Source organism: Thalassolituus marinus, assembly GCF_020320395.1.
GTDB classification, from domain to species: Bacteria; Pseudomonadota; Gammaproteobacteria; order Pseudomonadales; family Oceanobacteraceae; genus Venatoribacter; species Venatoribacter marinus.
The window spans coordinates 1-19,576 of the sequence record NZ_JAEDAH010000013.1 but is presented as its reverse complement, the minus strand read 5'-3'; the positions used below and the strand labels follow the sequence as shown (position 1 = coordinate 19,576).

General features: G+C 51.3%; 17 protein-coding genes. 15 read left to right on the top strand and 2 right to left on the bottom strand.

Translation table 11 applies throughout. The annotated features are described in order from the left end of the window. Nucleotide 1: 1 nt before the first annotated feature. From I9W95_RS03025 to I9W95_RS02990, 8 genes are all read left to right on the top strand, one after another. The gene (locus I9W95_RS03025) at nucleotides 2-1,987 is read left to right on the top strand and encodes a tetratricopeptide repeat protein (protein WP_225671712.1); all 1,986 of its coding nucleotides are present in this window, start codon (nucleotides 2-4) and stop codon (nucleotides 1,985-1,987) included. Nucleotides 1,988-2,075: 88 nt separating this feature from the next. After that, the gene (locus I9W95_RS03020; protein WP_225671710.1) at nucleotides 2,076-4,808 is read left to right on the top strand and encodes a tetratricopeptide repeat protein; all 2,733 of its coding nucleotides are present in this window, start codon (nucleotides 2,076-2,078) and stop codon (nucleotides 4,806-4,808) included. Then, nucleotides 4,789-5,418: a tetratricopeptide repeat protein gene (locus I9W95_RS03015; RefSeq protein WP_225671708.1), complete on the top strand. Its 630-nt coding sequence runs from the start codon at nucleotides 4,789-4,791 to the stop codon at nucleotides 5,416-5,418. Before I9W95_RS03020 ends, I9W95_RS03015 begins: the two co-directional genes overlap by 20 nt. Beyond that, nucleotides 5,415-5,720: a hypothetical protein gene (locus I9W95_RS03010; protein WP_225671707.1), complete on the top strand. Its 306-nt coding sequence runs from the start codon at nucleotides 5,415-5,417 to the stop codon at nucleotides 5,718-5,720. The genes I9W95_RS03015 and I9W95_RS03010 overlap by 4 nt, the downstream gene beginning before the upstream one ends. 104 nt (nucleotides 5,721-5,824) lie before the next feature. Continuing rightward, the gene (locus tag I9W95_RS03005; protein WP_225671705.1) at nucleotides 5,825-6,472 is read left to right on the top strand and encodes a MotA/TolQ/ExbB proton channel family protein; all 648 of its coding nucleotides are present in this window, start codon (nucleotides 5,825-5,827) and stop codon (nucleotides 6,470-6,472) included. An 11-nt stretch (nucleotides 6,473-6,483) separates the two neighbouring features. Next, the gene (locus I9W95_RS03000; RefSeq protein ID WP_225671703.1) at nucleotides 6,484-6,996 is read left to right on the top strand and encodes an ExbD/TolR family protein; all 513 of its coding nucleotides are present in this window, start codon (nucleotides 6,484-6,486) and stop codon (nucleotides 6,994-6,996) included. Continuing rightward, the gene (locus tag I9W95_RS02995) at nucleotides 6,993-7,499 is read left to right on the top strand and encodes an ExbD/TolR family protein (protein ID WP_225671701.1); all 507 of its coding nucleotides are present in this window, start codon (nucleotides 6,993-6,995) and stop codon (nucleotides 7,497-7,499) included. The genes I9W95_RS03000 and I9W95_RS02995 overlap by 4 nt, the downstream gene beginning before the upstream one ends. Next, entirely contained in the window at nucleotides 7,499-8,458 is a 960-nt protein-coding gene (locus tag I9W95_RS02990) for an AgmX/PglI C-terminal domain-containing protein (RefSeq protein ID WP_225671699.1), read from the top strand. Before I9W95_RS02995 ends, I9W95_RS02990 begins: the two co-directional genes overlap by 1 nt. 53 nt (nucleotides 8,459-8,511) lie before the next feature. Here the strand turns inward: I9W95_RS02990 and I9W95_RS02985 are convergent, their stop codons facing one another. Both I9W95_RS02985 and I9W95_RS02980 read right to left on the bottom strand, forming a co-directional pair. After that, entirely contained in the window at nucleotides 8,512-8,985 is a 474-nt protein-coding gene (locus I9W95_RS02985; protein ID WP_225671697.1) for a MaoC/PaaZ C-terminal domain-containing protein, read from the bottom strand. After that, a complete protein-coding gene (locus I9W95_RS02980; RefSeq protein ID WP_225671695.1) occupies nucleotides 8,913-9,890 on the bottom strand; it encodes an alpha/beta fold hydrolase in 978 nt (325 codons plus the stop codon). Before I9W95_RS02980 ends, I9W95_RS02985 begins: the two co-directional genes overlap by 73 nt. A gap of 237 nt (nucleotides 9,891-10,127) precedes the next feature. On the opposite strand from I9W95_RS02980, the gene I9W95_RS02975 reads away from it, so the two are divergent. From I9W95_RS02975 to I9W95_RS02945, 7 genes are all read left to right on the top strand, one after another. Continuing rightward, the gene (locus I9W95_RS02975) at nucleotides 10,128-11,807 is read left to right on the top strand and encodes an AMP-binding protein (RefSeq protein WP_225671693.1); all 1,680 of its coding nucleotides are present in this window, start codon (nucleotides 10,128-10,130) and stop codon (nucleotides 11,805-11,807) included. A gap of 121 nt (nucleotides 11,808-11,928) precedes the next feature. After that, nucleotides 11,929-15,846, top strand: coding sequence for an ATP-dependent RNA helicase HrpA (gene hrpA, locus I9W95_RS02970; protein WP_225671691.1), 3,918 nt, complete (start codon nucleotides 11,929-11,931; stop codon nucleotides 15,844-15,846). Between the two features lie 119 nt (nucleotides 15,847-15,965). Next, nucleotides 15,966-16,370 (top strand): HvfA family oxazolone/thioamide-modified RiPP metallophore, encoded by a 405-nt coding sequence (locus tag I9W95_RS02965; protein ID WP_225671689.1) that lies wholly within the window; start codon nucleotides 15,966-15,968, stop codon nucleotides 16,368-16,370. After that, on the top strand, nucleotides 16,370-17,218 hold the full coding sequence (locus I9W95_RS02960; RefSeq protein WP_225671687.1) for an HvfB family MNIO-type RiPP peptide maturase: 849 nt from the start codon (nucleotides 16,370-16,372) through the stop codon (nucleotides 17,216-17,218). The genes I9W95_RS02965 and I9W95_RS02960 overlap by 1 nt, the downstream gene beginning before the upstream one ends. Then, nucleotides 17,211-17,948, top strand: a complete 738-nt coding sequence (locus I9W95_RS02955) for an HvfC family RiPP maturation protein (protein ID WP_225671685.1) — start codon at nucleotides 17,211-17,213, stop codon at nucleotides 17,946-17,948. Before I9W95_RS02960 ends, I9W95_RS02955 begins: the two co-directional genes overlap by 8 nt. Nucleotide 17,949: 1 nt before the next feature. Beyond that, entirely contained in the window at nucleotides 17,950-18,564 is a 615-nt protein-coding gene (locus I9W95_RS02950; RefSeq protein WP_225671683.1) for an HvfX family Cu-binding RiPP maturation protein, read from the top strand. Between the two features lie 57 nt (nucleotides 18,565-18,621). Further along, nucleotides 18,622-19,377, top strand: coding sequence for an MlaA family lipoprotein (locus I9W95_RS02945; protein ID WP_225671681.1), 756 nt, complete (start codon nucleotides 18,622-18,624; stop codon nucleotides 19,375-19,377). Nucleotides 19,378-19,576: the final 199 nt, after the last annotated feature.

The following is a 19,576-nucleotide window of genomic DNA, read 5'->3' as shown; positions in this document are numbered from 1 at the left end:
AATGCGCTTCTGTTCCGTCGTTAAGCATTGGCTGGTTGTTCTCTGTCTGATTCAGACAGGGACCGCTGGTGCGCAGCCTGATTTAACCAACCCTGTGTACCGGTTATTGCGTGGTGAATTCCAGTATCACTACCTGAATGATGACTATCAGCGCGCATTGAACAGTCTGCGCGAACTGAAAATGTATCAGGAGTCTCTGGCCGATGACGAGCTGGCTCTTATGGAAGCAGCTGTTTATCTGGGATTGGGGCTGACAGACGATGCCGATGACATCTTCCGTGCAAACAGCCAGGTCACCGCTTCGGGTAATTTCTGGTTTTATCTGGCGCGTGCATGGTGGCAGGATGGCCGCTGGGAAGAGACCGAATGGGCTGCCGAAAGGGCATTGAAAACACGGTCCGATGCGGACAATAAGCCATTGGCTGCTGCCTATGTTGAAGAAGCACGCTTTCTGCTGGTCAGTTCAATGGCCCGTCAGGATCGTATTACTGATGCATTAACGGCATTGCAGAAGATGCCGGACAGCGCCCTCTGGACAGGGTTTGCCCGTTACAACCTGATCATTGCCCGGATGCGTCTTTATAGCCCGGGACGAGACATTGAAAAGTTAGTTGAAGAAGCGGTTTTCTACGCTCCGCAAAGCTATGAAGGTCAGGCGCTGAGGGATCGGGTACTGCTGGTCGCCGGTATTCATGCGCTGGAAATTGGCAAGTCACGCGAAGCTGAGATTTATCTCAGTCAGGTCAGTCAGAACACAGCCTTTACCGCACCAGCGTTATTGCAGTATGGCTGGGCGCTGATCGAGCAATGGAAATATGAAGAAGCGATGCAGCCATGGCGTGTACTGCAGCAGAAATACAGAGCATTCCATCCGGCGGTGATGGAGTCCATTCTGGCTGTCCCGCACGCATTGGAATTACTGAATGCCACTACGCAGTCTCTCAAAACCTATGAAATGGTGGAGGGGCGTCTGCAGACCATGCTGAAGGATCTGGCACAACAAAATCAGGCTGATGAAATTCAGAGCTGGCTGGATCGCTGGCTGGAACAACAGGATACTGAGTGGGGTTGGCAGCGTACTTCTGTCACGGATATGCCGGACGAAGAATTCAGCGCTACGGTACAGGGCTTGCTGGATGACCCCACTTTTACCTCTGCTGCGTTCCGCCTGCATGAGCTGACGGCAATGCAGATTCAGATTCAGCGCAAGCTGGATGACATGGCGGCCTGGATGACAGTTGTAGAGCGCCGTCAGCAAACACTTAAGTCTATGAATGGCGAGCAGCGTCTGCGCGATTTACAGCGTCGCGAGCAGCAACTTAGCGATAAAGTGTTTCACCTGGGTAAGGCGCTGCAGGCAGAAGACGAAAAGGTATTTGCCTTTGCTTCTGATGATGATCTGGACAATGTACAGAATCTGTTAAATGTCGTTCCGCGCGTCGAGTTTCTTCAGCGGATAAATACCCCGACCCGTGACCTGACAATGTACAAAGAACGCTGGCGTCGAGCGCGTGGCATTCAATTCTGGAAAATTTACGAAAACCGTCCACAGCGGGAATGGGATTCTCAGAATGCGTACTGGGCATTACAGTCGGAAGTATCGGACCTGCAGACGCAGCTGACCAATACCCGCACCGCAATTTCCTGGGCTGACAGCAGCTGGCAAGGGTTCCCGCAGCGCATTGAGCGCGCAGTTGCGGCGTTGAATCAGACAGCATCTCAATTGCAGGCTCTGCAGCACAATGAGCGGCAATTTCTGCAGCAGCAGATCAGTGGCTATCTGGACGAATTGACCGTTCGCGTCACCGACTACCAGGCTCAGGCGCGTCTCTCTATTGCCCGCTTGTACGATGATGCACTGCAGATCAATGTGGCAGGGCAGCCGGAGATCATTGCTCCGGAACAGACACCAGAAGCAAACGAGGTGGAATCCGCTGTTGAAGATGAACAGATACAGCAGCAAACGCCGGAGGTAGCCGGTGAATAATTATCTGGCTAGAGCCATCGCGTTAATATTGTCCGTGACTTTGTCCGGGTGCAGCCTGTTCGGAAAATCGCGTGAAGCGGAAAATACATTGGCTGCGATTCCAGCGTTAAAAGTTCGCTTACTGTCGAACGATCCATTGGAAGTCGACCATGACGATGTGATCAAGCGGTATCAGGAATATCTGGAAGTTGCCACCGATCCGGAAATGCGTATTCGCGTTGCGCATCGGATGGCGAACCTGAAATTGCAGCAGGAAGAACGGGCGCTGGATGAAGAGACGGCAACGGATGAACTGTCTCAGCAAAATGTGGCCGTTGATAAAGCTTTTACGCTGCAGGCTATTCGTGATTATGAAGCCCTGTTGCAAGCCTATCCGGACCGCGCGGATAACGATGCATTACTGTATCAGCTGGCGAAGGCTTACAGCATGGCTGGTCAGAACCAGATGACGATTGCGACACTGGAGCAGCTTGTTGGCGAGTTTCCGCGCTCAGACTATTACCTCGAAAGCGAATTTCGCCTTGCACAGTTGTTGTACGCCGTTGGTGATTACGAAGCGTCAGAAGCGACGTATCAGCGTCTGGTGAATTACGGACCAGAACAGAACCAGTATTACGTCAGTGCCGCTTATCTGAAAGGCTGGGCCGTATTCAAGCAGGATCGACTGGAAGACAGTCTGCAGGCGTTTACTGAATTTCTCGATGAACAGTATCCGGACAACAGCAGCCTGGCCAATGCCAGTGGCGGTGATCTGGATATGCTCAACGATGTGCTGCGTATTATGGCGATCATGTTTGATGATCTTGGCGACTGGGAACAGATTGCTCTGTTCTATGATGCCCGCGGTAAACGTCACTATGAGTATCTCATTTACGATCGTCTGGCGACGCTTTACTACGACAAACAATACTACAAAAGCGGAGCTTCAACTCTGCGCGCATTTGTACTGCGTTACCCCAATGACATTCTCGCACCTCGCTACTATGAGCGTCTGATTGACGGTTACAGCAAAGCCCGGTATCCGAACCTGGCACGTAAGCATAAACAGATTTATAACGAGATGTTTGGGGTGGGCACCGGTTTCTGGTTGTCTCATGATGATGCAGTGCGTGAAACACTGGTTAAACCGCTCTCTACCTATATCTGGGATCTGGCCGGGTTCTGGCATGCATGGGGTCAGAATGCGAAGAAGGCCAAAGACAAAAAAGAACGCCTGGCTGAGTCGCAGGTCTGGTACAAGGAATACATTCGCAGCTTCCCGGCAGCAGAAGATACAGTTAAAGCACATTTTCTGCTGGCTGAAGTCGCATTTGAATTGCGTGATTACCCACTGGCAAAAGATCACTACGAAGTGGTTGCCTATCAGTATCCGCAGTATGAAAAAGCGAGTGAAGCAGGTTACGGCGCAATTCTGGCGTTTAATAAATATCGCCCGGCGAAAAATGACGCTTTAGCCTGGCGCCAGGCGACAGTAGCCAGCGCTATGCGTTTCGTGCAGGAATTCCCTCAGGATGAGCGCAGTGGCACTGTGCTGGTTAATACGGCCGAAATGCTGCTCAAGGATAAATACTATCGTCAGGCACTTACGACATCACGCCTGGCGTGGGACGTTGCTGATCAGCTACCAGAGCGCTATCGCTATGGCGCAGCTCTGGTACGAGGTCATGCCGGATTTGAGTTGGGTCTCTATGAAGAGGCTGAAAGCTCACTGCTGCAGGCACAAACCTACAGTAAGATTAAACGTAAGGAAAAAGCCGATATTCGTGACAAGGTAGCGGCCAGTATTTATAAGCAGGGTGAGCTGGCGAAAGCCTCTGGCGATTTCCCGACGGCAGTAAAACACTGGCGTCGGCTGGCATCCGTTATTCCGGAGAGCGATACGCGTATTATCGCTGAGTACGATGCTGCAACTTTGCTGATGGAAAGCAAGGATTATGATCAGGCTATTGAGGTTCTGCTGGCGTTTCGTGAGCAGTATCCGCAACACAAACTGACGGCTGATATTCCTTCCAAGCTCATTGTTGCCTATGAGGATAAAGGCGAGTGGCGCATGGCAGCGTTCGAATTGCAGAACATCTGGAAGAACAGCACTGATGCTGAACATCAGCGAATTGCCTGTTTCCAGGCGGCGGAGTACTTCGAGAAAGCAGAAGATATTGATAATGCTGTGGTGATGTATAAACGCTACGCTCACAGCTATAAGCGTCCTTTCGACGCGGCGATCGAAGCCCATTACAAGCTGGATCAGATTTATGCTGGCCTGGGTGATGAAGAAAAGCGTCGTTTCTGGCTGGATAAAATTATTACCCTGCACAATAAAGCCGGTAAGGATCAGTCTGATCGCTCGCGTTATCTGGCAGCCAAGGCAGCCTATGATCTGGGTGAGTTCGAGCGTGTGCGTTACGAATCTGTAGCACTGACACTGCCGCTGGATAAGAGTGTGACGCGTAAAAATAATCTTATGCAGGCAGCGCTGAAACGATATACCCAGGCGGTACAGATCGGCTCACTTGAATATACAACCTCTTCAACATTCCGTATTGGTGAACTGTATCGTCAGCTCAGTGTGGCACTGATGACATCTGAACGTCCGGCCGGCATGGATGAGGTTGAGGAAGAGGAATATCAGTTCCTGCTGGAAGATCAGGCCTTCCCACTGGATGAGGCGGCTATTGAGATTCATCAGACCAATGTTGGCCGTACCTATGATGGCCTATACGATCAGTGGATTAAACAGAGTTATCGCTCTCTCGGTAAGCTGATGCCGGGGCAGTACGATAAGCCGGAAAAGGTGGTGACCTATGTCGATCAGATTCGCTGATTCTCTGCGCGCCTATGTTGTGCTGCTTGTTTTTTCTATGTTGATGACCGGCTGTAGTCTGTTTAAACCCGCTCCGGAAATCGTTGATAGCGATCCGACTCAGCAGCCACTTCCAGCCGAGCTGGTAAGTGCATACAACGACGGTTTGTCGTTACTTGAGGATGGCGAATATCTGGCAGCAGAGACCCACTGGCAGGCATTGGCAGAACAATACGGAATGTTTCCGGGAGTAATGCTTAATTACGCCCTCAGCTTATATCGTCTGGAAAAATACGAAGACGCGCTGACACAGGTTTCTGCTGCGCAGGCGGTTAATGCAGAGTTTTGTCCTGCGTTTTCTGTGCGTGCATTGATCGAACGTGAGTTAGGACAATTTCGTGAGGCAGAAAGCAGTTATCTTTCAGCCATCAGTTGTAATCCACAGAATGCCGATGCGCGCTATAACCTGGGAATTCTTTACGACCTGTATCTGCATGATTTGCCTAAAGCATTAGAGCAGTACACACAGGTGCAATCGATGCAGTCATCATCTGATGAACGGCTGTCGATCTGGATTACCGATCTTGAACGCCGGGCGTCTGCCGAGCAGGTTGCAGGGGAGGGGTCATGAAGTATGCTCTGACGCTGCTGGCTTTGCTGGTCGGACAGCTATCGCTGGCAGAAAATGTTGTCCGTCTGGAAGGTATATCCATTCAGGGTAACAGTGAAGAACCGAATGTCATGTATATTACTCCGTGGCGTCCGCCTCCGGGCACTGGCCGCCTGTATCAGCCGGTAAGCAGCTATCGTCTGCAGTGGTTGACGGAGACTGACCGGGAAAGCTTCACACGGGAGCTGCGCTACGCAGAGCGTTATGCGCCACAGCAACCCGATACAGAACGATTGAGACAGCTGTCTCAGTCTGAACAATAAAACTGCAGTAAAAAGGCCGTAAGGCCATGCCGGTATCGGCACCATAATCAAAAAATACCGCTGCTCGAACAGCGATGCTAAACAACATTGGGGGATCGACATCTATGGACACTATCGTTCGCTTTTTTCAGGAAGGTGGTACTTTTATGTACCCAATCGCCTTTGTTATGGCGATTGGCCTGGCAATTGCGCTGGAACGCCTTTTCTTTCTGATGAAAGAAAAATCCAGCAATCGCAAAGCATTTGAAGAAATGCTGCCAATGCTGCAGAAGCGTGATCTGCGCAGCGCCCTGAATTATGCCAATAGCTCGGGTTCTAAAATCGGCGATATTTTCTCTGCAGCCATTGCTCGTATTCCGGGTAGCCAGCGTCGCGAAGAAATTGAGTACGCGCTGGAAGAAGGTCTGATGGAAGCAATCCCACAGCTGGAAAAACGCACGCAGTATGTTGCCATGCTGGCCAACATTGCCACGCTGATGGGACTGCTGGGTACCATTATGGGTCTGATTGCCGCCTTTACCGCTGTTGCTAACGCTGCGCCTGCTGAAAAAGCAGCGCTGCTGTCGCAGAGTATTTCCGTGGCGATGAATACCACGGCCTTCGGTCTGATGGCTGCTATTCCTCTTATTCTGCTGCACAGCTATCTGCAAACCAAGACAAATGAAATTGTCGACAGCATTGAGATGGCCGGTGTGAAATTCCTGAACATCATCACTGAGCGCAAACCAGGTCAGACCTCCAACGGCAACTGAGATGTAACGCGATGAGACGCCAAAGACGAATACAGGAAGAGGCGGAACTCAACGTAACATCCTTTATGAACCTGATGATCGTGCTGGTGCCGGTACTGCTGATGAACATGGTGTTCTCGCAGCTGGCGGTACTTGATCTCAAGTTGCCATTGGGTGATCAGCCGGGGGCTGTGAATCCAGAGGATGTTTCGCTTGAAGTTGTGATTCGGAAGGATGGGTTTGAAGTAACCAGAACCTATCAGGAAAAATCTGAGTCACTGGCGCTTTTGCCGAAGAAAAATGGAACGTTCGACTACAGTGGTCTGTCGTCCGCTCTGCAGGATATTAAGAAAAATCCTGGATTTGAGGACAAAAAAGATATCAGTCTGCTGTCGGAGTCGGATATTGATTATCAGACACTGATTACAGTGATGGACGCTGTGCGGGTATACCCTGCAGTGGTTGCTGCCTCACTGGTTGACGCTACTCTGTTTCCGGAAATCTCTCTTGGGGATGCTCCGACAGGTCAGGAGGTGACGCCATGAAGATGTCACGCCGTGCCAAACGGATGCAGCGCAACCACAAGCGCAACGCTGGAAAGAACGGTCTCAACCTGACAGCACTGATGGATATTTTCACCATTCTGGTTTTCTTCCTGATGGTGAACCAGTCTGAAGTGGAAGTTCAGAACAACGACGCTATTGAGCTGCCGGTTTCTCTTGCAGATAACAAACCTGCAGAGAATGTAACGGTACTGATCAGCAAAACGGATATTCTTGTTCAGGGACGCCCGGTGGTTTCAACTGCGGTTGCTGCGTCGACTGAGCAGGAAGAAATCGAGGCGTTAAAGAAAGAACTGGAATACCTGGCCAGTCGTTCGCCGATGTCTGCCGAGCAGCGTGAGCAGGGTCGTCCTGTCACAATTATGGGTGACAAGGATATTCCCTATACCTTGCTTAAGCGGGTCATGAACACCTGTGCTAAAGCCGAGTTCAATAATATTTCTCTGGCTGTGAATCAGAAGCAACCCGGCAAGGGAGGCGCGTGATGACCGTTTATTATCGCACCCCTCAGTTACCCTGGTCGGATGGTGGTGATCAGCATCGGTTTATTCCGATTCTGGTGGGCTTTCTGCTGTTTGTGATGGTAGTGGGTATTATTATTCCTTTTATGGATGTGCCTCAGCTTGATCGTAAAGACCTTGAGAAACTGCCGCCGCAGTTAGCGAAAGTGATTGAACGTAAAAAGCTTGAAAAGCCCAAGCCGCTGCCACCTAAAAAAGAGGAAAAAAAGCCTGAGCCTAAGCCCGAACCAAAACCGGAGCCAAAGCCCGAGCCTCCAAAGCCTAAACCGGAGCCTCCAAAGCCTAAGCCTCAGCCTAAGCCAAAACCTAAGGTAGAAGCGCCGAAGGAAAAACGTGAACAGGCAAAGGAAACAGCGAAAAAGGCCTTCGGTAACGATGCGTTGAATGCGTTGAGCAGTATTCGTAGTCAGGTACCGATTGCAGCCCTGAATACATCAAGCAAAGGCTTGAGCAATGCAGGTAAGCAGGCAACGAATATCGGTACGGTGGTTGATCGCAATGCGGCGACTCGCGGTTCTGGTGGGGTCGATGTGGCCACGCTGACGACTGCGACGGTTGGCGAGCAATTGACCGAACGTGAAGTCACTGCCGTGGAAATGACTGCCGAACAGCAGGAAGCCGAAGCCGCAGCGACGACTCGTTCGCAGGAAGAACTGCGTTTGGTGCTTGAGCCTTACAAGGTGCATTTCGATCGTCTGTATCGTAGTGCTCTGCGTAAGAATCCTGCTCTGTCTGGTTCTCTGACACTGAAAGCGGAAATTCAGCCGAACGGTACGGTTTCCAGCTGTAGTGTCATTAACAGCGAACTGAAAGATGAAGCGTTGCATAAACGTCTGGCATCCAAGTGTCGTCAGATGCAGTTTGCAGATCGTAAAGGAATTGATGTCACCGTGGCGGAATTCCCGATCAACTTCATGCCCTGACAGGCAATAAAAAAGGTCGCATCAGCGACCTTTTTTATTTGTCCGAACGGCTGTCAGCCTAACGATATTGCTGGCAGGTCCGGAGCATTAACCGTCAGTTTTTCAGTTGGTGCCATCACTGTCGCTTCGCCGGTCGCCACGGTTTTACCATCCTGATTGGACACCGTGCATGACAGCGTCACAACGGGTTTGCTTTCGTGCTTCGACGTAACTTCCAGTACAACGGTGAGTTTGTCGTTGATCATAACAGGTTTTCTGAATGACAGGTTCTGACCCAGATAGACTGTTCCTGGTCCTGGCAGATCCATTGCCAGTGCGGCGGAAATCAGTGCGCCGGTAAACATGCCGTGCGCGATCTGGCCTTTAAATGGCGTGGTCGCGGCATACTCTGCATCGAGATGAACCGGGTTGTGATCACCGGAGACGGCGGCAAACAGAATCAGATCCTGTTCTGTTACCTGATGCATTCTTTCGCAGCGGTCTCCGATAACAAGTTCGTCGAATGTGCGGTTGGTGATTGTTTCCATACAACTTCCTTTAACCATTGAATAACGTCTGAGATAACCTGCTGGCGGTTGATTTCATTCAGCATCTCATGACGGCCGTCAGCGTACAGCCGCATTGTGACCTTGTCATGACCTGTTTGAATATAATGTCGCTCCAGTTTCGGCACGCCTTTACCCATCATACCAACCGGATCACGGTCGCCACCAAACAGATATATTGGCAGCTGTTGCGGAATCTTTCGCAGGTTAGCGCTGTTGTTGATTTCAATTAAGCCATCAAACAGATCACACCAGAGCTGTAGCGAGCAGGGATGACCGCAGTGCGGATCGGCAATGTAGCGATCTACCTGTTCGTCGTCGCGTGACAGCCAGTCGAAATCAGTACGATTCGGACGGAAGTGACGGTTGAACTCGCCGAATGACAGGAAATCCATCACGCCCGATAAATGGCGCTGTCCCTGAAAGACCTTGAGTATTCTGGCCACCATACGACCGCTGTAGACCAGTGGCAGTGGGTGGCGGTTTGAGCCTGATAAAATCAGTGCATCCTGTTTGTCAGGGTGACGGATAGCATAGCTCTGGGCGATAAATGACCCCATGGAGTGGCCGAATAAAACCAGTGGCTCATTGCCGCGCACGGCTTGCTGAACCCGACTGATATCATCGAGTAACAATCCCCAGCCGCCCAGGCCCGCCTGGTTCTGATCACCATAGTGACCCATAGGCTGGCGGCCGCCATGGCCGCGGTGATTGTGCATCACAACCCGGTAACCTTCAGCGTTAAGCTGTTCGGCCAGCGGCTGGTAGCGCAGGCAGTGCTCTGCCATACCATGCATTAAGTGAATAGTGGCGATTGGTGAGCTGTGCTCAGCAACCCATGCGTCGAATACGGTGTTATCGGCGGCTTTGATTGTTATTTTGTTCATTTTATGATCATGCCGGTGAGACTGTTCTGAGTTGGCTCTACAGGCCAGAGTGCTACCATGTCCCGAGTGTGACATTTTGTAAATAGGCAGGGTCACACTTTTGCTGATATCCCGGAAAACAGGTAAACTCCGGCTGCATTTTTGGTCTGGATTCGCAAATGGGGAGCCTTATCCAGCCCGTAGTTATTCAAACTAGTCCCGAATAAAACGATAACCCGGGGCTTTAGAGGAGGCGGTATGAACGAACAATTCTTCCAGGAGCGCTATCCGGAGGGATATCCGAGTTCAATTGATCCGGATAAATACGAATCCGTTGTTGAAATTTTCGACAGCTTTGTAAAACGCTTTTCAGCTAATCCTGCGTTCACCTGTCTGGGACAGACCCTGACGTATGCTGAACTGGACGAGAAAAGCGCGGCGTTCGCTGCCTATCTGCAGAACAACACCACGCTGCAGGCGGGTGATCGTATTGCAGTGCAATTGCCAAACATTCTGCAGTATCCGATCGTTGTTTTCGGTGCCATGCGCGCAGGTATGGTTGTTGTTAACACCAACCCGCTGTACACCGAACGTGAGATGGAACACCAGTTCAACGACTCTGGTGCGAAAGCTCTGGTAGTTCTGGCAAACATGGCTGATAAAGCCGCCAAGGTTGTTCCGAATACCGGCATCAAACACGTGATCGTGACCAACGTAGGTGACATGCACGGCACCGTTAAGCGCGTACTGATCAACAGCGTGCTGAAATACGTTAAGAAAGAAGTCCCGGCGTTTGATATCCCAGGTGCTGTTCCTCTGCGTAAAGCCCTGGCTCAGGGCGCAAGCCGCAGCTTCAAGCCAGTAAAAGCAGATCGTAACGACGTTGCTGTTCTGCAATACACAGGCGGCACCACGGGTGTTGCTAAAGGCGCCATGCTGACTCACCGTAACCTGATATCCAACATGCTTCAGTGTCATGGCCTGTTCACCATGGTTCTGAGCGAAGGTCAGGAAACGGTTATTGCACCTCTGCCGCTGTACCACATTTATGCATTCACCGTGCATTGCATGGTGCTGCTGCAGACCGGTAACCACTCCGTACTGATTCCTAACCCACGTGATATTCCAGGCTTTATCAAAACTCTGGAGAAAGAGAAGTTCAGTGGCTTCGTTGGTCTGAATACTCTGTTCGTGGCGCTGTGCGGCCAGGAATCTTTCCGCAACATTGATTTCAGTGCTCTGAAACTGACTATCTCTGGCGGTATGGCTCTGACCAAAGATGCTGCTGATCAGTGGAAGCAGGTAACAGGCTGCGATATCGCAGAAGGTTTCGGTATGACCGAGACTTCTCCGGTGGTTTCCTTCAACCCGCCAGGTCACATCAAACTGGGTACCATTGGTATGCCAGTAGCGAGCACTCTGTGTAAGGTGATCGACGAAGAGGGCAACGAGTTGCCGATTGGTGAAGCCGGTGAACTGTGTGTTAAAGGCCCTCAGGTTATGAAAGGCTACTGGCAGCGTCCGGAAGCCACTGCTGAAACCATCACTGAAGATGGCTGGCTGAAAACCGGTGATATGGCGGTAATCAGTGAAGATGGCTACATGAAGATTGTTGATCGTAAGAAAGACATGATCATCGTATCCGGCTTTAACGTTTACCCGAACGAAGTTGAGGATGTTGTGGTATCTCATCCGGACATCGTTGAAGCGGCAGCCATTGGTATTCCTGATCCTAAGAGCTCCGAAGCTGTTAAAGTGTTCGTTGTTTCCAAGAATCAGGACCTGACCGCCGCAGCGGTTAAAGACTGGTGTCGTGAGCGCCTGACTGCTTACAAGGTGCCACGTCACATTGAGTTCCGTGATGAACTGCCAAAAACCAACGTTGGTAAGATTCTGCGTCGTGAACTGCGTGATGAAGAGCTGGCTAAACATAACTAAGGTTTAGTTTGCTTTACTCCAACGCCCTGTATTTTCGGATACGGGGCGTTTTTGTTAGTGCCCGGCTGCCTCGGCCGGACCGGTTGTACAGAGGAAATATCCTCTGCTGAAGGAGATTCGAGTGAGTTCAGAAACGTTCAACCCTGACTGGAAAGCCTTGCATCAGGCAATTGAACAGTGCCTGTTGAAAGACCGTTTTCCATTGCGTCGTCAGGTTACCCAGATCCGCTCATTGCTGGAGCAGAACAAGCCTTTCGATGGCCTGTTGGCAAAGCTGGTGAAACGTATTGAGCGCAGCCAGCAGATGGTGGCTGTTCGCTCTGGCGCGCTCACTCTGAATTACCCCGAGGCATTGCCTGTCAGTGGCAAGCGCGACGATATCCTTGCTGCGATTCGTGAGCATCAGGTTATTGTGATTGCTGGTGAAACCGGCTCTGGTAAGACCACTCAGTTACCGAAAATGTGCCTTGAGGCGGGCTTCGGGCGATTTGGTCGAATAGCACATACTCAACCGCGTCGACTGGCGGCCCGTGCGGTTTCTCAGCGAATTGCTGAAGAGCTCGGGACCAACCTTGGCGATGTGGTTGGTTATCAGGTTCGCTTCACCGATAACAGTTCGGATCAGACGCGGGTCAAACTCATGACTGACGGTATCCTGCTGGCTCAGACTCAGCATGACCGTTACCTGAATGAATATGATGTCATCATCATCGACGAGGCTCATGAGCGAAGCCTGAATATCGACTTCCTGCTCGGCTATCTGCGCCAGCTATTACCCAAGCGTCCGGATCTGAAAGTTGTTATCACTTCAGCAACCATCGACTTGCAGCGATTTTCAGAGCATTTTCGCGATGCCAGTGGTAAGCCTGCGCCTGTGATTGAAGTGTCGGGCCGAACCTTTCCAGTGGAAACCCGCTATCGATCACTGGTGCGGGAAACGGATGAAGAAGACGACCGTTCCCTGTTTGAAGGCGTCGCCGATGCGCTGGCGGAACTGCGCGATGACGATCGCAAAAAAGGGCGCCATGGTGATGTACTGGTGTTTCTGCCGGGAGAACGTGAGATTCGTGAGTGCGCTGAGCATCTGCGTCGACAGCAGTTACCGGCCACTGATATTTTGCCACTGTATGCCCGCCTCAGCGCGGCCGATCAACAGAAAATTTTCCGCCCCCACGGTGGACGCCGTGTGGTGCTGGCAACCAACGTTGCGGAGACATCGCTGACCGTTCCCGGTATTCGCTATGTTATTGACAGCGGTGTTGCGCGTATAAGTCGTTACAGCTATCGCAGTAAGGTTCAGCGCCTGCCGATTGAAGCCATTTCCCAGGCCAGTGCCAATCAGCGCGCCGGCCGCTGCGGCCGTACTGAACCGGGTATTTGTATCCGTCTGTATGAAGAGAGTGATTTCCTGGGGCGCAGTGAATTTACCGACCCGGAAATTCGCCGCACCAATCTGGCAGCGGTTATTTTACAGATGCTGCATCTTAAGCTGGGTCGATTACAGGATTTTCCATTTATTGATGCGCCGGATGAGCGCTTTATTAAAGATGGCTTTAATTTATTAAGCGAACTGGAAGCGGTAGATGCCCGCGGACAAATGACCGACCTCGGCCGGCAAATGGCGCGTTTGCCGGTGGATCCGCGTATCGCTCGTATGCTACTGGAAGCAAAAAAACAGAATGCCTTAAAAGAAGTGCTGGTGATTGCTGCGGCATTAACCGTGCAGGACCCGCGAGAACGTCCACCGGAAAAGCAACAGGCAGCGGATGAAAAGCACCGCATCTGGCAACACGAAGAGTCGGATTTTTTAAGTCTGGTCAATCTCTGGTTTGGTTACGAAGAACAGCGCCAGGATCTGACCCAGAACCAGCTGCGTAAATGGTGCAGCAAGCATTTTCTGTCGTTTATGCGCTTGCGCGAATGGCGTGATACGCATCGCCAGTTGCATATTCTGTGTAAAGAACTCGACCTTCATGAAAATGAAGAAGCCGCTTCCTATGAATCTGTCCATAAAGCATTGCTGGCCGGTATGCTTAGCCAGATTGGTTTTAAATCAGAAGGTGCGGAGTATCTGGGTGCGCGTAATCGCAAACTGCACCTTTTTCCTGCGTCTGGTCAGTACAAGAAGAAGCCTAAATGGATTATGGCGGCGGAGCTGGTCGAAACCAGTAAATTATTCGCCAGAACGGTCGCTGCAGTGCAGCCTGAGTGGATCGAAGAAATCGGTAAGCCTCTGCTGAAATATCAGTACTCAGACCCACACTGGCAGCGTCAGCGTGGTCAGGTCACGGCTTCTCAGCAAAGTTCACTGTATGGACTTATTGTTAATCCACGCAAAGCGGTTAACTACGCCACCATTAAGCCCGAAGAAGCCAGAGAGATCTTTATTCAGGAAGCGTTGGTCGAGCAGGGGCTGCAAAGTAAGCTGGCTTTTTATAAACATAACGTTCGCCTGCTGAAAGAAGTTACTGAGTACGAAGAAAAAGCCCGACGCCGGGATCTGGTCATTGACGACGCCTGGCAGGCTGCATTTTACGCAGAGCATTTACCCGGTGAATTTATTTCCCAGCGTCATCTGGAGCGCTGGTATGAAAAAGCCAGTGCAGCCGAAAAGAAAGCATTGGAATTTACCCGTGAGCAACTGTTAAGCCCGGAAGCATCCGGTATTGGTGCAACGGATTTTCCGTCTGAACTGGAATGGCAGGGCATGGCCTTTCCTCTGAGTTATACCTTCGCTCCGGGGGCCGAAGACGATGGTGTAACCCTCAGTGTTCCTGCCGCTATGCTGCAGCAGGTACCGGAGGCTCAGGTTGAATGGCTGGTACCGGGTTTTATTCAGGAAAAAGTTGTTACGCTGATTAAAGGCTTACCAAAAACTATTCGTAAGCAGTTTGTGCCGGTGCCCAATACGGCCGAGGCATTTCTGCGCAGTTGTTCGGCGGCACAGGGCGGACTCTATGCTCAGCTGCTGAACTACCTGAATAAAACGCTGCGACCAGCGTTATCCTTACCGGAATTACAGGATATAGAATTGCCTGCCCACCTGCAGATGAATATTCGCGTCTTGTCCGGTAGTAAGGTGCTGGATCAGGGGCGTGACCTGAATGCCCTTAAGGCCCGCTGGCAGGACGCGGCCAGTGATCAGGTGCAGAGCCTGACCCACGGCGACTATCAACGTTCTGGTATACGGGAATGGGACTTCGGTGATCTGCCAGAAAGTATTCAGAGTGATGTAAATGGTCTGCCAGTACGGGCGTTTCCATGCCTTAAGGTTGACCAGGGTGAAGTTGAGCTGACGGTCGAAGCCAATGAAAATCAGGCACGGCGTAATCATCGCCAGGCACTCGCGCGACTGATTCGAACGGCATTGCCGGAGCAGGAACGTATGTTGCGTTCCATCGTACAGAAAACCATGAGCAATCGCTGGCTGCTGGCCAAAGGGATGGGGTCTCAGCAGGAGCTGACGGGTGACCTTATCGAAGCAGCTTTCGCTCATGTATTTCTGCCGCTGGACGAAGGCCTGCCGCGCACTCAGCAGGATTTCGCCGAGCGCGTCGAGCGCCGTGGCTCCCTTATTGAACATGGTGAGAAGCTGCTTGCTCAGTTCTGTGAATGGCTGGATATCCGCCATAAGGTTCTGAAGAGCCTTAATGGTGCGGTCAGCCTGGATAGAGCGATGGCTTACAGTGATGTGAAGGCCCACCTGGAGCGCTTACTGCAGCGCGGATTCATGGTACGCGAACCCTGGCATCAGTTGCAGTGCTATACCCGCTATCTGCGTGCGATGGAGTACCGTATCGACAAGTTGCAGGGCAATCTGCCTCGTGATCGACAGTCGATGGCCGAATTTGAGTCGTTATGGAAGCCGTACACTGACCTGATTTCTCGTACCGATCTGGATGACCACCCTGAATTGCGCGAGTTCGGCTGGTTGCTGGAAGAGTTCCGGGTATCCTTGTTTGCTCAGCCACTGGGAACCCGGGAACCGGTGTCACTTAAGCGTCTGGATAAGCGCTGGCTGGAAATTCGCGATATCTGATTTTTTTCAGAAAGTCTGTAAGAAACCCTCAAGGGTGGCGACTAAGGCTATGTAAGGCATGTGAAGTGCCTTGAATATAGCCCGCCACCGGCGGTTAACAGACCGAAAGGAAGAAAATCATGAAAACTCTCAACACCTCTTTTGCTGCAATTGTTGGTTCACTGTTAGTTGCTGGTGCATCACACGTCTCTGCAGCACAGCCTGTCGAAAACCCTTTCGCCTCCACTGAATTGAGTGCCGGTTACCGCGTGGCAGATAACCATGAAGGTAAGTGTGGCGAAGCGAAGTGCGGTGGCGACAAGAGAGCATCGAAGTCGGACGAAGGTAAATGTGGCGAAGCCAAGTGTGGTTCCTCTGCAAAGAAAGCTGATGAAGGCAAATGTGGTGAAGCGAAATGCGGTGCCGACAAGAAAGCACCCAAGGCTGATGAAGGTAAATGTGGCGAAGCCAAGTGTGGTGCAGAAAAGTCTTCCAAGCGCAGCGAAGGTAAGTGTGGCGAAGCTAAATGCGGAGCTAACGGCTGATGAATGCATCGACTTCAGGGTGGATCACAGGAGCCGGTCTGGGGTTACGTCGCGACTTTGCAGCACAACTGCTGCAAAGTCCGGCACAGCATGCCGACTTTCTCGAAATCGCTCCGGAAAACTGGCTGGGGTTTGGTGGTCGTTATCAACGTCAGTTGGAGGCGCTGGCTGAACGCTACGATTTTGTACTGCATGGGCTGTCGTTGTCGGTCGGAGGACCAGATCCCCTGGACACGGCCTTTATTCGTCAGGTCCGTGATTTTAAGCAGCGCTACGGTATCAAAGCGTACAGTGAACATCTGAGCTATTGCAGCAGTCAGGGGCATTTATATGACCTGTTGCCATTGCCTATGAGCGAGGCATCCGCACGTTATGTCGCTGAACGAATTCAGCAGGTGCAGGATATTCTTGGCGAGCGTCTGATTATCGAGAACGTTTCGGCTTATGCTCAGCCGGGTAAGCAAATGGAAGAAGCGGATTTCATCGCCGATGTGGTACAGCGCGCCGATTGTGACCTGTTGCTGGACGTGAATAACGTTTATGTGAACTGCTTTAACCATGGTGGCGATAGCCGTCAGTTTATTGCCACTATGCCCGCGCAACGAATTCGCTATCTGCACGTTGCTGGTCATTTTCATGAAAGTGATGAACGCCTGATTGATACTCATGGTACCGACGTTTGTAAGGATGTATGGGATCTTTTAGGTTTCACTTATCAGTGTCATGGCGTTATTCCGACCCTGCTGGAACGTGATTTTAATATTCCTGCATTAAGTGTTCTCGAGCAGGAGTTGGCCATAATTCGCGATTTACAGCAGGGGACTCAAGCGGAGGTCTCCTATGGCTGATTTTCTTCATCAGCAAAGGCAATTTGCTCAGGCGGTCAGGCAAACGACAGATGCTCCGGCAGGAGTGTCTGAAGAGCAGATGCAGGTGTATCGCGAACTCTGTCGCAATAATATTTTCTCATTTATTGACGGTGCTTTTCCGGTTTGTCGTGAAGTCATCGACCAGGGGCTGTGGTCACAATTGAAAGAGGAATACTTTTCAACTGCGGCTGCGGAATCTCCATTTTTTCGCGATATATCGCAACAGTTTTTTAACTGGTTAGATGCACGGCCGCAGACAGATCGGTGGCTTGCTGAGCTGGCGCAATATGAGCTGGCTGAGATGAAAGCGGATATTGCCGTGGAAATTTACGACTACATCTCCTGTCCGCAAGAGATTGACGCAGAGCAATGGCTGAATCAGCAAGCCGTTATCAGTCGCAGTGCGATGATGAACAATTACTGTTTTGCCGTGCATACCGTCAGTGCAGAAAATCCCCACGCAGAACAACAAGAAACTCCGCTTGTCGTTTTTCGTGATACGCAAGACGAAGTGCGTTTTCTGCTACTTAACCCATTGTCCTTTTCACTATTGCAGGCTTTGTTACACGATCAGACGACGATAGGTGACGCTATTTTGCAGTGCCTGCAGCAGCACGGTTTGCTGTCTGAAACCGCAGTGTCCGGCGCATTTTCTCAAATTCATACCTGGTGGTCCCAAGGGCTGATCCGCCAGCTGAGGGTTATCTGACATGACTATGATTTTACGTTTGCACGAACTTTTTCTGAATGCGATTAAGCAGTTGGACGTGGTTGCTCTGCCTGCACTGCGGATTTATCTGGCGGCAGTTTTCTGGGTCGCAGGTATGAATAAAGTGAATGGCTTTGATCAGGTGGTCGAATGGTTCGGTAATCCGGACTGGGGGCTGGGACTGCCGTTTCCATGGTTGATGGCTTTCCTGGCGACCGCCAGTGAAGTGGCAGGGGCAGTATTGCTGACGCTGGGGCTGGCAACACGTTATATCTCTGTGCCTCTGATGATCACCATGCTGGTTGCGGTATTTTCCGTTCACTGGCCCTATGGCTGGCAAGCGGTCGCTGATTTGCAGTCGGCTGGTGCAACCGACGCGACTCAGGAAGCGATCACCCGTTTGCAGCGGGCGCGTGAAATCCTGCAGGAGCATGGTAATTACGATTGGCTGACGGACTCAGGGCGTTACAGTTTTGTAGTGTCTAATAATGGTATTGAGTGGGGTGTCACTTATTTTCTGATGCTGGCTGTACTGGCGTTTTCCGGGGGTGGTCGCTGGTTCAGTGCAGACTACTGGATAGCAAAACACTTTGTTCGCTCAGCTGATCGGGTTTAGGTTGGCTTTGTTGCGGTTTTTCTTTTTAATAGCCCCATACTCAAAGAGGAATCGCTGATGCGTGCTACATGGCTGAAAACTCTGATGCTGACATCGGTACTGGCAGCGCCAGCCGGATGGGCGGAAGAAACGCAGGACCCGGACCCATGGGAGGGTTTCAACCGTTCTGTATTCGCTTTCAATGAAACCATTGATCAGTACATTGCCAAGCCGGTAGCACAGGGTTATCAGTACGTTACGCCGAAGGCGGTTGACGATTCGGTTACGCATTTTTTTTCCAATATCGGCGACCTGATGGTGATTGCCAACGATCTGGGCCAGCTTAAGTTCGGACAGGCATTATCAGATAGCGCACGATTTCTGGTGAACACCACGGTCGGTTTTTTCGGCGTGTTTGATGTGGCAACTCATATCGGTCTGCCTAAGCACAATGAAGATATCGGTCAGACTCTTGGCTACTGGGGCGTTGGTACAGGGCCGTATCTGGTATTGCCGGTTCTCGGGCCCAGTACCTTGCGCGACTCTGCCGGTATGGCCACGGGTTACGTTTACGGTGTTGGCATCAGTAACCTGGCTGAAAGCGATGCCCAGTCATACGCGGCCTATGGCGTATATGGCGTCGATTTACGAGCTGATCTGATTGCTTCCGAAGCGTTGATCTCTGGTGATAAATACACCTTCCTGCGTAGCTTCTATCTGCAGCGCCGTGAGTATCTGATTAACGATGGTCAGGTTGAGGCGACATTCGAAGATGACTGGGAAGACTTTGACGACTATGAAGACGAAGAATGGGGCGATGACTGGGATCAGTAGTTAGCCGCTTTTTCGGATGTAATAAAAGCCCGCTATTGCGGCACTGCTGTCCCACAAATTTTTATTTGAACTTTTGCGAAATATTCCAGGCCCCTTGTCCTCATAGAGGGGCCTCCCCCCTCTCGCCGGACGGGCTATCTCCCCGCTTCGCGCTGTCCTGGCTCGTTTGCCCTTGAAACCTCGATATTTCCTGACCTCG